Source organism: Bradyrhizobium sp. i1.15.2, from assembly GCF_040548425.1.
In the GTDB taxonomy this organism is placed as follows: Bacteria; Pseudomonadota; Alphaproteobacteria; order Rhizobiales; family Xanthobacteraceae; genus Bradyrhizobium; species Bradyrhizobium canariense.
The window spans coordinates 74,468-87,896 of the sequence record NZ_JBEPRQ010000023.1 but is presented as its reverse complement, the minus strand read 5'-3'; the positions used below and the strand labels follow the sequence as shown (position 1 = coordinate 87,896).

At 63.6% G+C, this 13,429-nt stretch carries 14 protein-coding genes; 6 read left to right on the top strand and 8 right to left on the bottom strand.

What is annotated here, in order from left to right:
• Positions 1 to 104: 104 nt before the first annotated feature.
• Entirely contained in the window at positions 105 to 578 is a 474-nt protein-coding gene (locus ABIB80_RS30125; protein WP_007603463.1) for a hypothetical protein, read from the top strand.
• Here the strand turns inward: ABIB80_RS30125 and ABIB80_RS30120 are convergent.
• Genes ABIB80_RS30120 through ABIB80_RS30105 form a run of 4 tightly spaced genes read right to left on the bottom strand, consistent with a single transcriptional unit; the run spans position 562 to position 4,546 of the window.
• On the bottom strand, positions 562 to 1,737 hold the full coding sequence (locus ABIB80_RS30120) for a saccharopine dehydrogenase family protein (protein WP_354128898.1): 1,176 nt from the start codon (positions 1,735 to 1,737) through the stop codon (positions 562 to 564). The two genes, ABIB80_RS30125 and ABIB80_RS30120, sit on opposite strands and share 17 nt — an antisense overlap.
• A gap of 27 nt (positions 1,738 to 1,764) precedes the next feature.
• Positions 1,765 to 2,943 carry a saccharopine dehydrogenase family protein gene (locus ABIB80_RS30115; RefSeq protein ID WP_007603461.1) on the bottom strand — a complete coding sequence of 393 codons (1,179 nt, stop codon included), beginning with the start codon at positions 2,941 to 2,943 and terminating at the stop codon, positions 1,765 to 1,767.
• A gap of 14 nt (positions 2,944 to 2,957) precedes the next feature.
• A complete protein-coding gene (locus ABIB80_RS30110) occupies positions 2,958 to 3,740 on the bottom strand; it encodes a DUF169 domain-containing protein (RefSeq protein ID WP_007603460.1) in 783 nt (260 codons plus the stop codon).
• Between the two features lie 56 nt (positions 3,741 to 3,796).
• Positions 3,797 to 4,546 (bottom strand): YdcF family protein, encoded by a 750-nt coding sequence (locus ABIB80_RS30105; protein ID WP_245286059.1) that lies wholly within the window; start codon positions 4,544 to 4,546, stop codon positions 3,797 to 3,799.
• A 182-nt stretch (positions 4,547 to 4,728) separates the two neighbouring features.
• Between ABIB80_RS30105 and ABIB80_RS30100 the strand changes: the two genes are divergently transcribed.
• The 3 genes from ABIB80_RS30100 (at position 4,729) to ABIB80_RS30090 (ending at position 6,619) form a co-directional block, all read left to right on the top strand.
• A complete protein-coding gene (locus ABIB80_RS30100) occupies positions 4,729 to 5,670 on the top strand; it encodes an acetamidase/formamidase family protein (RefSeq protein ID WP_354128897.1) in 942 nt (313 codons plus the stop codon).
• Between the two features lie 199 nt (positions 5,671 to 5,869).
• Positions 5,870 to 6,067: a hypothetical protein gene (locus ABIB80_RS30095; RefSeq protein ID WP_007603456.1), complete on the top strand. Its 198-nt coding sequence runs from the start codon at positions 5,870 to 5,872 to the stop codon at positions 6,065 to 6,067.
• A 72-nt stretch (positions 6,068 to 6,139) separates the two neighbouring features.
• Positions 6,140 to 6,619, top strand: coding sequence for a GcrA family cell cycle regulator (locus ABIB80_RS30090; protein WP_007603455.1), 480 nt, complete (start codon positions 6,140 to 6,142; stop codon positions 6,617 to 6,619).
• A 294-nt stretch (positions 6,620 to 6,913) separates the two neighbouring features.
• Here the strand turns inward: ABIB80_RS30090 and ABIB80_RS30085 are convergent, their stop codons facing one another.
• On the bottom strand, positions 6,914 to 8,470 hold the full coding sequence (locus ABIB80_RS30085) for a porin (RefSeq protein ID WP_219682251.1): 1,557 nt from the start codon (positions 8,468 to 8,470) through the stop codon (positions 6,914 to 6,916).
• 406 nt (positions 8,471 to 8,876) lie between these two features.
• Between ABIB80_RS30085 and ABIB80_RS30080 the strand changes: the two genes are divergently transcribed.
• Complete coding sequence (locus ABIB80_RS30080; protein WP_007603453.1) at positions 8,877 to 9,383, top strand: MarR family winged helix-turn-helix transcriptional regulator; 507 nt, start codon at positions 8,877 to 8,879, stop codon at positions 9,381 to 9,383.
• A 10-nt stretch (positions 9,384 to 9,393) separates the two neighbouring features.
• On the opposite strand, the gene ABIB80_RS30075 is transcribed toward ABIB80_RS30080, so the two are convergent.
• The 3 genes from ABIB80_RS30075 to ABIB80_RS30065 form a co-directional block, all read right to left on the bottom strand.
• Positions 9,394 to 10,506: an alpha/beta hydrolase family protein gene (locus ABIB80_RS30075; RefSeq protein ID WP_007603452.1), complete on the bottom strand. Its 1,113-nt coding sequence runs from the start codon at positions 10,504 to 10,506 to the stop codon at positions 9,394 to 9,396.
• Between the two features lie 276 nt (positions 10,507 to 10,782).
• Positions 10,783 to 11,754, bottom strand: a complete 972-nt coding sequence (locus tag ABIB80_RS30070; RefSeq protein WP_007603451.1) for an SDR family NAD(P)-dependent oxidoreductase — start codon at positions 11,752 to 11,754, stop codon at positions 10,783 to 10,785.
• A 141-nt stretch (positions 11,755 to 11,895) separates the two neighbouring features.
• The gene (locus tag ABIB80_RS30065; RefSeq protein ID WP_007603450.1) at positions 11,896 to 12,804 is read right to left on the bottom strand and encodes a dihydrodipicolinate synthase family protein; all 909 of its coding nucleotides are present in this window, start codon (positions 12,802 to 12,804) and stop codon (positions 11,896 to 11,898) included.
• Positions 12,805 to 13,134: 330 nt separating this feature from the next.
• Here ABIB80_RS30065 and ABIB80_RS30060 point away from each other — a divergent pair, with 330 nt between their 5' ends.
• Entirely contained in the window at positions 13,135 to 13,374 is a 240-nt protein-coding gene (locus tag ABIB80_RS30060) for a hypothetical protein (RefSeq protein WP_007603449.1), read from the top strand.
• Positions 13,375 to 13,429 lie beyond the last annotated feature (55 nt).

Below are 13,429 nucleotides of genomic sequence, written 5' to 3'. Positions count from 1 at the left end.
CTTAGTTGACATCATAATGTCAATATGGTTCTCTGCAGCATAAATATCGACATCATCATGTCACATTGAACAGGCTGGCCGTCTTCGGTCAAGGGAACCCAATCATGATCAAGGTGATCCATCCCATTGCTGGCGCAATCGCGCTTCTGACCATCTCGACATTTTGGTTGTCGACCGCACTCAGCGAGCTTTTCGCATCCCAAGCCGTCATCACCGCCGTCAAGACCGCCATACCATGGGGCTTTCTTTTGCTGGTCCCGGCGCTGGCGGCGGCGGGGGGCACGGGCCTTACGCTGGCACGGGGTCGGCGAGCCGGCCTGGTCGGCGCCAAGATCAAGCGAATGCCGCTGATCGCCGGCAATGGCGTCCTGGTCCTCGTCCCCGCCGCACTGTTCCTCGCACATAAGGCGAGCGCCGCCGAGTTTGATGCAGTCTTCTATGCGGTGCAGGCTGTCGAGCTTGCCGCAGGAGCTGTGAACATCACCTTGCTCGTGCTCAACACGCGAGACGGCTTGAGGATGAAAGGTCGGTTTCGCCGCCTGGGAGAAGGGAAGGTGACAGCTACTTCTCCACCGTGAACGTCAGCCCTGCATTCTCCTGCAGCCGCTTGATCAGCCTGTGCTGCATCGCTGCTCCCGGGGTCCAGAGGCCGGCCTCTACGTTCGGCGTGTCGCGCAACAGGCAGATTGCGCATTCGGAGATGATCTTCGCCGTCGACGCATAACCCGGATCGAGATCGCCCTTGACTGCCGCGCGAACCTGACGGCCATCGGAAGCAATCGCGACATAGAGCAGGTCGTAATGACCGTTGTCGCGCTCCTCCTTTGAGGGGCCTTCGCCGGGCTTGAGCGCTTCAGGACCGGTCTTTTCGCTGTTAGCGGCCATGACGCGCTTGGCGTTGGCCTGCCCTTCCTCCCCCGCCCCCGTCAGCACCATTTCGTCGTAGACAAAATCCCGGCCATACGGGAATCCCATCAGCAAGTTGGAGCGATGGACATTGCGCGTGTTGAGGATCGCCATCGCGAACGGTGCGGACCAGGATTGCAGGTCCTCCTCGAAGATGGGCCTGTTGCCGCGCGGCTGTTTCGGTCCCTCGAAGCCCGGCGTGAAGGCAAATGGGTCTTTGAGGATCGACACCAGGCTGAGGTCCTGCGCCACCGCCTCAAAGGTGACCCTTGCACTTGCCGAAGTGCCGCCCGAGAATTTCCAGCTGAGGTCGCGGACGCGGCCCTTGACGCGCGGTGCCGGTGCGCCGAACGCGCGCTTGGCCTGCTCTTGCACGAAGAACGCACCGAGTTCGAACGGCACCGAGTCGAATCCGCAGGAGAACAGGATCCGGGCGCCGCTCGCTTTCGCTGCGGCTTCATGCTTGTCGATCATCTGCTTCAGCCAGATCGGCTCGCCGCAGAGATCCACGTAGTCGGTGCCCGACGCGACGCAGGCGGCAAGCAGATCGGAGCCATAGAGCTGGTATGGACCGACCGTGGTGACGACCAGCTTCGCCTGATCGACCATCGCCCGCAATGACGTAGAATCGGCAGCGTCCGCAACGATGAGCGGCGTGTCGGCAGGCGCGCCGATCGCATCGCGGACCAATGCGAGCTTGTCACTGCTGCGCCCCGCCATCGCCCATGTCGGCGCGCCGTCACCGACGTAATGTGCGGCCAGGTACTCGGCGACGAGCTGGCCGGTATATCCGGTTGCGCCGTAGACGACGATGTCGAATTTTGCGGGCACGGATCGGCTTCCTGGGGATCGTGGGCTTTAAGCTTCCACAGCGAAGGTCAGCCCAGCATTCTCCTGCAGCCGCTTGATCAGCTTGTGCTGCATCGCCGCGCCCGGGGTCCAGAAGCCGGCTGCGACGTCGGTCGTGTCACGCAGCATGCAGATCGCGCATTCGGAGATCATCTTCGAGGTCGACCCGTAGCCGGGATCGCGGTCGCCGGTGACGCCGGCGCGAACCATGCGGCCATCGGGCGCGATCGCGATATAGAGCAGATCGAACAGACCGTTGTCGCGCTCTTCTTTCGACGGACCCTCGCCGGGCTTCGGTGCGTCGGGGCCGGTCTTGCCCGCATTGGCAGCCATCACGAGCTTGGCGTTGGCCTCGCCCTTCTCGCCGGGACCGGTCAGGACCATCTCGTCGTAGACGAAGTCCTGGCCGTAGGGAAATCCCATCAGCATGTTGGAGCGGTGAACGTTGCGCGTGTTGATCAGCGCCATCATGAACGGCGCCGCCCAGGATTGCAGGTCCTCCTCGAAGGCGGCCCTGTTGCCTTTCGGCTGCTTCGGGCCGGTGAAGCCGGGCGTCAGCGCAAAATGATCGTTGAGAATGGCGACAAGGCTGAGATCCTTGGCCACCGCATCGAAGGTCGCCTTCGCGCTCGCGGCGGTGCCGCCCGAGAGCGTGCCGCGCATGTCGCGCACACGCCCTTTCACCCGCGAGGCCGGCGCGCCGAACACACGTTTGGCTTCTTCCTGGACGAAGAACGTGCCGAGCTCGAACGGCACGGAATCGTAGCCGCAGGAAAACACGATCCGCGCGCCGCTCTCTTTTGCAGCCGCCTCGTACTTGTCGATCATCTGGCGCATCCAGATCGGCTCGCCGCAGAGATCGAAATAATCCGTGCCCGTGGCCACGCAGGCCGCGAGCAGTTCCTCACCGTAGAGCTGATACGGCCCGACGGTGGTGATCACCGACATCGTCCGTTCCGCCATCGCCTTCAGCGAGGCCGCATCCGACGCATCCGCGACAATAAGCTCTGTATTCCCGGGCGCGCCGATCGCATCGCGGACCGATTTCAGCTTGCCGAGGCTGCGGCCCGCCATCGCCCATTTGAGCGAATGGTCGCTCTTGTAATGCTGGGTCAGGTATTCGGCGACGAGCTGGCCGGTAAAACCGGTCGCGCCATAGACGACGATGTCGAATTTCGCAGAGCTCATGGTCGGCCTTTGCTTTACTTCTTCGCGTAGCTCACGCCCATGCCGGCACGGACGTCGCTTTGGATACCATAGGGCGGGATCGGATAACGCAGTCCGTTCTTGGCCAACGCCTTCATGCCCACAACCGCCTTGGCGAGATGCTCGGGCTTCAAGGCCATCAGCATCTCCTCGTCCGGCACGCCGCCATAGCGCCGTTCGGCATAGCATGGCAAGGACAGGCTGGGCTCGCCGCTCTTGAGCGCCCTGCCCCAGGAGTCGGCGCAGGCGGTCTCGCCGACCACGCCCCATTCGAACTTCTTGTAGCCGGTATATTGCAGCCCGTTGATCAGGATGATCATCTGCCCCGGCGTCGCATAGACGAGACAGATGTCCGGCGGATCGAGCCGGCCGCTCGCCAGCGGGCTGACCGCAAGCGCCTGATATTGCCCGAACGGAACCACGTCCAACGCCTCCTGGCGCTTGCGTGCGTCCTCGGCCGTGCCGTGCCAGACCCCGACATAGTTTTCGCCGGCGAGCCATTTCTCATCCTGCGGTGCAAGACCGATCACGGCGCGGCATTGCGCGCCGACGAGATCGTCGGCGGTGATGCCGACGGTCCAGCCCAGACGCGCCGCCATGCTGACGATCTGGTCGGTGGTGTGGACCGCGTTCGGCCGCCGGATCTTCGGGATTGCCTCCATGTCCGCGGTCCGCGCGAACAGCTTCATGCCGATCACCGTGGTCTTCAGCCGCAACAGGCTGTTGAGATCGGTGACGAGGCCGGCAAGATCGATGCTGTCTGCACTCTGCTGTTGCATGGCGTCCTCCCGGCCGGCCGTCGCGCGCCGGCGCTGTTATTGCTTGTTGAACGGTTCTAGTCCTTCGCCGGTCCCGGGAGCAACTCGCCAGTCCGGCCCATCAGGCGGTAGGCGACGAGCCCGATCCATTCGCGCACGGCGACCTCGGTTCGGCCGAGCCCGTCCGTGCCGACATTGGTGAAAGAGAAGAGATCGTCACGCCCGCCCATTCGCCAGTCTACGGGATAGGCTTCGACGTCAAATCCCGCCTTGCGAAAGATCCCCATCGAACGCGGCATGTGAAAGGCCGAGGTGACCAGGAGCCAGCGTTCGCCCGGTTTCGGTGATACCAATTGCCTGGTGAAGATCGCATTCTCGTAGGTGTTGCGAGAGTCCCGCTCGAGGATCAGGCGCTGCTTCGCGATGCCCAGATTCTCCAGGATCGGCGCGGAGTAGTCGGCCTCCCGGGAGTCCGTCGAAACCAGGTTCGCGGTGCCCCCGGTGAAAACAACGCGCGTGTTCGGATAGCGGCGCGCGAGCTCGGCCGGCGCAAACAGGCGATCGGCCGCGTGCGCCACGACCGGCGTGCGGTGTGCCGCCGACAGATCGGTGTCGACCGAGCCGCCGAGCACGATGATGCCGTCGGGCGCGCCGCGCGACGGATCCCACGGCGGAAAACGCGACTCCAGCGGATAGAGCAAGAGGTTGCCGAGCGGCGAAAACGCGGCGAGCGCCAGCATGATCAGCGTGGCCGCGGCGAGCTTGCGGCCGAAGGCGGCAAAGCGCGTCGCCATCAGGACGACCGAGACGATTCCGAGCTCGATCATCAAGTTGATCGGCAGCACCGCGGCGCCGAGGGTCTTGGACAGGACAAAAAGCAGGGGAGCCTCGCTGGAATGGTCGTGCCTGTTGCGCGCGGGCTTGACCCGCCCGTCGATCTTCAGAAAGCTTCTTGGAAGAGGATCGATTGCCTGGTCAAGCCCGGGCCTGTGAAACGGACGGACGCCACATGACCCATCACCACCTGCATTCCAGCCCCGAGACCTGTCATTGGGGCTTCTTCGAGGCTGCGCTCAAGCCCGTCCTCACCATCGCGAGCGGCGACGAGGTCACGGTCGACACCATCAGCGGCGGTCCGGATATGCTGCCCGACCGCAGCAAGTTTCACATTCCGCCCGAGATGCACGAGGTTCATGCCGAAAACGAGCGCATGCTCCCCGGCCATATCCTCACCGGCCCGATCGCAGTCGAGGGCGCCGAGCCCGGCGATGTGCTCGCGGTCGAGATCCTCGACGTCCAGCTCCGGCAGGATTGGGGCTGGAACATGATCAAGCCGCTGTCCGGCACCCTGCCCGACGATTTCCACGAGACGCGCATCCTGAACATCCCGCTCGACCGGTCGCGGATGGTCGCCCGCATGCCGTGGGGGCTCGACCTGCCGCTCAAGCCGTTCTTCGGCGTCATGGGCGTTTCACCGCCTCCCGCCTGGGGCCGCATCTCCTCGCTGGTCCCGCGCGCCATGGGCGGCAATCTCGACAACAAGGAGCTTGGCGTCGGGGCGACGCTGTATCTGCCGGTGTTCGTCCCGGGCGCGCTGTTCTCCTGCGGCGATGGCCACGGCGTGCAGGGCGACGGCGAGGTCTGCGTCACCGCGATCGAGACCGCGCTCCAGGGCCGCTTCCGTCTGACGCTGCGCAAGGACCTCAGGCTCGACTATCCCCGTGGCGAGACGGCGACGCACTACATGACCATGGCCATGGACCCCGACCTCGACCAGTGCGTGGTGCGGGCACTGCGCGACATGATCGTGCTGCTCGGCGAAAGGCGCAATTTGTCGCGCGAGGACGCCTATACGCTGTGCAGCCTGGCGGCCGATCTGCGGGTGACCCAAACCGTCAACGGCTCCAAAGGCATCCATTGCATGATCGAAAAGGCTATCGTGCACGGCTGAGCCGACCCGCCCACGCCTGACCGGTCGAAGCTACGCCGCCGCCTGCCTGCCGCGCGGCGTGCCTTGTCATGCCTAATTTCCCTCGCGATTCCAACAGGCTGAACACGGGCCGCAGCCTGCATTTGACTTCTGCCTCTAAACCTAAATAGAGTCTTAATCGTAACTTTTATGTACCCGCGTATGAGGCTAGCGTTCGTCCATGGCCACCGAAAAAGCCGAGACTGACCGCATTCCCGTAACCTTGGCGCTCTCGACCATCACCTATCTGGAGAAGCTGGTGAGACAGGGCACCCACGGCACCAGCGTTCCCGGCGTCGCACGTACCTTGATCGAGGAAGGCATCCGTCTCGCCATCAAGGACGGGCTTTTGTCGATCCGCGACAATGGCAGGACGTGAGCGCGCGCCGAACGTGAGGCGGACGGATCTCGAGAGGCGGATGGCCGACATCTGCAACCTGGGACCGCACCAATGCCTGTTCTCTCACCAACCTGGACCGACGAACGACTTGAACTTTTGAAGCAGCATTTCGAGGCCGGCCTCTCCTGCCGCGAGATCGCCGCCGACATCGGCGTCAGCCGCAATGCCGTGATCGGCAAGCTGTCTCGCCTCAATCTGACGCGCGGCCGGACCATCGACGACCGCAAGGTTCAGGACAGGGGCTTGGCGCCTTCGCGCACGCCGCGGACCGTGCCGCGGCTGCAATACGAGATGCTCGCCACGATCTATGGCGAGACCAGTGCGCCGATGGTCGCCGCTCCGATCGACGACGCCAATCGCTGCTCGCTACTCGAACTTGCCGAGAACCGCTGCCGTTGGCCGATCTCGACGCCCGGCGCCGACGATTTCTGCTTCTGCGGCAACTCCGCGCCCGACGGCCAGTCCTATTGCGCCGGCCACAGCCGCCTCGCCTACCGGCCGAATTCCCGCGCGCGCGTCATGCGCGCTTAGAACCATATCCTAGAGCCGTGTCCTCAAACGAAAAACCTCCGGCAGGGCATTGCCGGAGGTTTCTGGAGGTTTAGCATCAAGTCAGAGCCGCAACTTTCGTCATCGGCTTCGAGTTATATAGCTTAGTAACTCAGGTAAGTAAATAAATTTGGGGCCGATCGAATCGCATGGCTCGTCTTCGTCGCCCGCACAGGCTGCCGGATTTCCGAAAGCCATCTTCGTAAAGAAGCTCATCTCATAAAAAAAGCCCCGGCGGTGTCCCGCCGGGGCTGCGTCATATCCGAAGATCAAGGCTTACCAGTTGCGCTGGGCGCGAACCAACAGGCTGTAGGTGTCCTGGTCCTTCAGCTCATAGGTCGCTGCAGGCTTGGCAACGCTGGTGAGCGCCGGCGTCGTGATCACGCCCGAGTACTTCTGGTCAAGATGGCTGTAGGTGAAGTCAGCCGAGAAGGTCAGGTTCTTGACCGGAGTCCAGCGGGTGATGACACCGATCTGGCCGATGTTGAAGTCCGGGTTGCAGGTGCCGGTCAGGGTCGCGAACGCGGCGCTGCCGCAGATCATGCCCTTGGCCGTGCCGCTGTAGTTGACGGCAGCCCACGCACCATACAGCGCCGAGTTCCAGTACGGGCTCCAGTTGTGGGTGTAGGCACCACGGAAGCCGTAGGTCTTGGTCAGCTCGAGGCCGCTGCCGGGTGCGAACACCGCGTCAGACACGCCGGCGAAGCCGATGCTCTGATACGCGCCGCCCGAACCGCCGAACATCGAGTAGTTGGTCGCCGCCAGCTCCTGGAAGTTGTAGCGGCTCGCGCCGTCGGTGTAGACGCCCGAGATATTGATCACGTCGCCTGCACCGGTCGGGATGTTCTTGATCGACAGAGCCAGCTGGACGGCCCAGCCCCACTTGTCTTCGGGATGACCGGTGGCTTCGCTCGCGCCGTAATAGGCGACGTGGTTGTCGTGCGCCGCGACCGAGGCCTGGAACAGGCCCCAGGCCTGGTCGACGCGGAGCGTGCCGACGAGATCGGGGGCGCGGGTGCCGCCGAGATCGTTGGAGCCGTACGCACCGCCGAGGACGCCGGCGGTGGACATGCCGGCAGTGTTCCAGAGGGCGGTCTGGAAGACCTGCGTCTGGTCCTGCGCCGAGACGATCGCCGTCACGCCCTGGCCGAGATCGGCGGTGTAGGTGAACTGGGCAACACCGTTGGTGGTGCCGCTGCCGCCCACGAGCTGGTCGAAGTTGTTGCCGGGATAGTTGATCCAGGGCGCGTCGAACTGCGACACGGCCTTACCCATGGTGAAGCCGGCGAACTGGATGAAGGCGTAGTAGACACCGAGCGCGCCGCCCGAAATGCCGCCGTCGGTGCCGTTGATGGCGCCGCCGCTGGACCCGATCAGGCCCGTGCCCGCGGCATTGAGGCCGAGCGTACTGCTGTACTGGGTGGCACCCGTTCCAGAGCCGGCGCCGACATAGTTGCCGGTCGTCCAGGTGAAGACCGCATCGAAATAGGTGCGGACAACGCCGTACTCGGTCGCGGTGCGCGTGTCGATGTTGAGATCTTCACGAGCGCGCATCGAATAATAGTTCGTCAGGCGGTTGTTGGCCGCGAAAACGTTGTTGTACTGGGCGCTGTAATTGCCGCCGGCATTGAGCGCCACTTCGGCACGCAGATAGCCGCCCAGCTTGATGCAGGTGTCGCTGCCCGGGATGTAGTAGAAACCCGCGCCGTAGAGCGAGCAGACCTTCACGTACTCGACCGCCTTGGCCTTGACCGGAAGATCAGCCGCCTGAGCTCCACCGACGGCGATCAGACCCGCCGCAGTGCCGAGCAAAAGGCTCTTCACCACTTTCATATTAAAACCTCCAAGTTGCTCATGTTACGAAGACCGGACCGTGAGGCCCCCCAGATCCCCGTCTTTCAAAATCCGCTCGGCCGCTTTGCGCTTCGGACACACCCTCTTTCGAAGCGAGGGACGTGAGCAAACCACCTGGCAACGGGACGATCGAGTACCCCCCACCGTCACGACGCAATATGCCTGCGCCGTTCACTAATCAAAATACCTTATTTAATAAGGTTTGTTATTTCGCTAAAACTGTGCCCTGTACGCAACACCGCAGTGAGGCGATTCCGTGAGCTGATCATCTTTGTAGTTTTAGTGACGAAATTACCCTGCCCTGCACTTGCGTCAGAGCAGGCTTGCGTGGACTATGGCTTGCACGACACCGGCCGCATACAAATCAGATCACGGGAGTGACGCTGTGTCAGCGACGAGGAAAGAAGGGGCGCGCCTCCGCTCCATCGGCAATCTGGATATCATCAGGCGCTTCACCTGGGAGATATCGTCGATCAACATGTATCTGGAGGAGCTGCGTCAGTTCTGGGCGAGAACGCTTGGCATCAGCGGTCCGCAATGGCTGATCCTGATGGCGATCTCCGACCTCGACAAGGACGACGGCATTCCGGTCAACGTCGTCTCGAAACTCCTCCACGTCGATCCGTCGTTCGTCACCACCCAGTCCAAGCTGCTCGAGAAGAAGGGCTTGTTGCGCCGTCGCCCCTCGCCGACCGACGCAAGGGTGGTCCGGCTGTCCCTGACCGAGAAGACGCAGAAGCACCTGGCGAGCCTCAACGAGCAGTACAAGACGATCAAGGAATTCGTCTTCCAGGAGTTCGACGAGAAGGAACTGACGGAATTCACGACCAAGCTCGCGATGCTCAAGACCCGCCTCGAAAAGGCCTGCGTCCGCCTGACCCTCGACTTCTGAGGTAACGTCCCTAGATGCGCCCCGCGGCGCCGAGCCGCGATTCGAGCCAATCGAAGATGTATTCATTGGCAAGGCTCGGATTGTCCGCATGGGCCTGTGCCGCGCCGGTTTCGGCCGCGGTGAACACCTTCAACATGACATCCGAACTGCCGAGCCGGGACGTCTGGACGATCTGACGGGCCCGATCGGCCTTGAGCCAGCCGTCCTCGCCGAGCGTGATCAGCACCGGACAATCGGCGCTGGAGGCCATCAGCGGCGCATGCGGCACCGGAACGATGCTGACGTCGCTCATCGCGAATCGGCTGGCAAAGAAGGCCCGCTCGTGCAGATCCCACAGGCCGCCATCGCAGACGGCGGCCGCAAGCCGCGGCTCCTGCAACACCGCGCGGGCCACGAAGGAAGAGCCCCAGCCATCGGCGACGATCGCGACGCGCTCGAAATCAACCTCGCTGCACGTCTCCAGATAGTCCATGACGCACGGAATCGCACTCTCGAGATCCCGGCGCCGCAACAGCGCGTCGAGATAGTCGTCGCGCTGGTCGCCGAGCAGGTCCAGCGCCAGCAGCGAGAAGCCGCGCTCGCGCGCATGCGGCACGAGCTTGAACAGAAATTCCTCCTTGCGGTGGCCGGGCTCGCCGATGCAGATCACGGTCGGGGCTCGCACGCGTCCCGACGGCGCGGGCAGGAAATAGCCCTGCAACGAATGTCCGTCGAGCCAAGGGATCGTCACGACCTCCCCGGCAGGCTCGCGCGCGACGAGGAAGCGGCGGGCGCAATCCTGCATCGCGAGGACCGCGACCCAGCGGCGCTCGTCCGCCTGATCGAGCGGCATTGCGGCCGCGCTGTAGTAATTCATGGCGCGGAGCCAGTTGCGCTGCGCGGTCGCCCTGTGACCTTCCGCGAATGCGGCCTCGGCACGATGCCGATTGGCCTGCGCCAGTTTCTTCCACTCGCGATGCCAGGACTGGTCGTCGCCCCGCTTCAGCTGCCGCGCGATCATCAGGCATTCCGCGATCGTGGCGCCGCCCTCCTGGGCCGCGGTGAGGAGCCGCGTGAACTCAGCGGAGATGTCCTCTCGCTCCGGGCAAAGAATCCAGTCGTCGGAGAGGCATGCGGGTATCATCGGGAGCTACGCTCTGGTCATCGCCTTACACATGATTGAATAAACTATTTTGGTTCCCTGACCAAGCTGCCGTGCGCCCAATGGGAGCCGTTAGCGATCACCATCGCTTGAACGCAGGGACGTGTCGCATGCGTGACATTCCAATGCGTCATGAGTGGCCGAACGCTTGCAAGAAACGCCGGCAGCACACTGGCAAAAGGTGGCACATGAAATTGCCTGCGCGCCTCTTGCCATGATGCACATCATACCTATATCGGCGCGCGCTCGTCGCCTGCCTCAGCCGAGCCGCCAGCCGACCTCCTGCGTAAAACTTTCGTAGAAGGCGCGGTCGTAGGCCTGCTCCGGCGTAGCACGAACGCGCTCGTCAAGGCGCTTTGCATCCTCGCCCACGAGAATGCGCCATTGCTCCGCCTTGACCCCGTCGAGGATGATCCTGGCGGCCTGTGCCGCCGTCGTCGGCGCATCCTCGAGGAAGCTGCGGGCGCGCTCGGCGAACGCCGCCTGGATGTCCTCGTCCGACATCTTGTCGGCATCCGGCACGCCGGCCGCGACCATGCGCTTGCGGGTCAGCGCGACCTCGTCGCCGTTGAGCCGCTCCGAACCGTCGGCGCTCTGCACCTTGCGCGAATTGGAGACGATCGAGGTGCCGATATGGCCGGGCATCACCACCGAGCATTTGACGTGCGGCGCGTGCAGGCGGAGGTCGGTGATCAGCGCTTCGGTAAATCCCTTCACGGCGAACTTCGCCGAGCTGTAGGCGGTGTGTGACTGGGTCATGCCGATCGAGGCCCAGAAGCCGTTGACGCTCGCGGTGTTGACGATGTGGGCCTCGTCGGCCGCGACCAGCATCGGCAGGAAGGTGCGAACGCCGAGATAGACCCCGCCCCAGCAGATGTTGAAGGTGCGCTCCCACTGCTCGCGCGTGTTGGTGAACAGGCTGCCGCCGCCGCCGATGCCGGCGTTGTTGAACAGAAGGTGGATCCGGTCGGTCTTCTGCTGCTCGGCGAGCTCGTCGCGGAATCGCTTGAGATGATCCTCGATCGAGACGTCGGCGACATGGGTCGTGATGCGCAAGCCCTGCGGCAGCTTCTCGACTTCGCACAGCCGCTTGGTCTCGGCCATCGCGGCTTCCGAGACGTCGCACATCGCGACATTGCAGCCCTCGGCGACGAGCTGCCGCGCGAGCTCGCGTCCCATTCCCGTGCCGCCGCCGGTGATGACGGCGGTCTTTCCTGCAAAATCCTTCATGGGACTTTCGGCCCTCCCTTGTCGGTATGTTTCTTCATCGCTACGCCGCGCATCGGAGCGCGCGCAAAATGTAGCAGCGCCGCATCCGCAGGTAAAAGCGGATCGGCGCTGCCATCGTCACCACTAATTTCGGGGCGTGGACTATTCGGCCGCCTCGACGCGCCGCTCGTTCAACGCGCCGAGCCCGTCGAGCGCCTTGCGGATTGCCGCCTGCTGCGCGCTTGAGGGCTCCGGCATCGGCGCGCGCGGATAAGTCCTGGGCAGGCCCTGCAGCGTCTGCGCATAGCGCGTGCAGGCCGGCAGATTGTCGGCAATGACGGCGTTCCACAGCGTCAGCAGCTTCTTGTGCAGGTCGAGCGCGCGCGGATGGTCACCCGCCTTCACGGCATCCCACAGCGCGACGGAGGCATGCGGCGCCGCGGTGAGGATCGCGGCGATCGAGCCCTGGGCCCCCAATGTGTAGGACGGATACATCAGGGCATCGACCGCGCTGTAGATCAGCTTGTCCGGGGCCATCATCATGAGGTCCGCGAACAGCTTCAGATCCCCCGCGCTCTGCTTGACGCCGACCACCAGCGGCACCTCGGTCATGATCCGCGTCAGCAGCGCCGGCGAAAGATACGACCACGGCACCACGTTGTAGATGATGATGGGCATGCCGGTCTCGTCCGCCATGGCGCGGAAATGCGCCACCATCGCCTCGTCGTCCGGCCTGAACAGATAATGCACCGGCGTGACCTGGAGCGCCGCGACATTCATGTCGCGCACGAGCTTGCCGCGGCGGATCGCATCGCGCGTGGAATCGACGATAATGCCTGCGATCACGGGAATGCGCCCCTTCACCGCCGCAACCGTCGCCTCCATCAGGTCGCGATATTCCTCGTGATCGAGCGTGTGCCCCTCGCCGGTCGAACCGCCGGCCGCGACACCATGCGCGCCAGCGCCGATCATCCAGTCGACCTGGGCTGCCACAAGGGTGTAGTCGATTTCGCCATCCTTCCTGAACGGCGTCGTCATCGGCGGAATCACGCCGGTCGGTCGTGTCTTCATGGTGTGCCCTCGCGTTTCATATCCCTTGTGGCAGCCCCGCTCTTTTGGCGGGTGGCCACGGTCCTGAAAGCCTAGCGGCTGCGCGCGGCCTGTGAAGCGCCGCCGGCGCGGCGCTGCCCCCACAATCGATCATCGCTGCGACTCAGCCCGGCCGGTTCCCCCGTATTTGCCCGGCTTCGGTTTACGAGCAATTTTTTTACAATCCGAATCGCTAAATGGAGTCCGGACGCTGGGTCGAGTCGGCCAGGCCAGCGTGTTGTTTGCGTCACAGGCTCTGGCACTCCGCTTGCATCCTCTTCGTGGTCAGAAACTACCGATGAGGTGACTGGAATGTTCGTGACCGTCGTTGCCGTGCTCTGCCGGCTAAGTGCAGCCAGCTCAGGCAGTTGCATCGAGGAAATCGTGACCGACAGCAACATGACGCCCGAGATGTCGATGATGCAGTGTGCGATCGGCGCACAGGCCCCCTTGGCGAAATGGATGGGCGAGCATCCGATCTACCACGCCAACTGGCGGCTCGATCGCTACAAATGCGTTCCGGGTCGCTACGAGATCAAGGGCCACGCCTGAGGCCCCGCAAAACTACTGATACCAAGACGACGACGAGGAAACGCCCCGGGCGCCG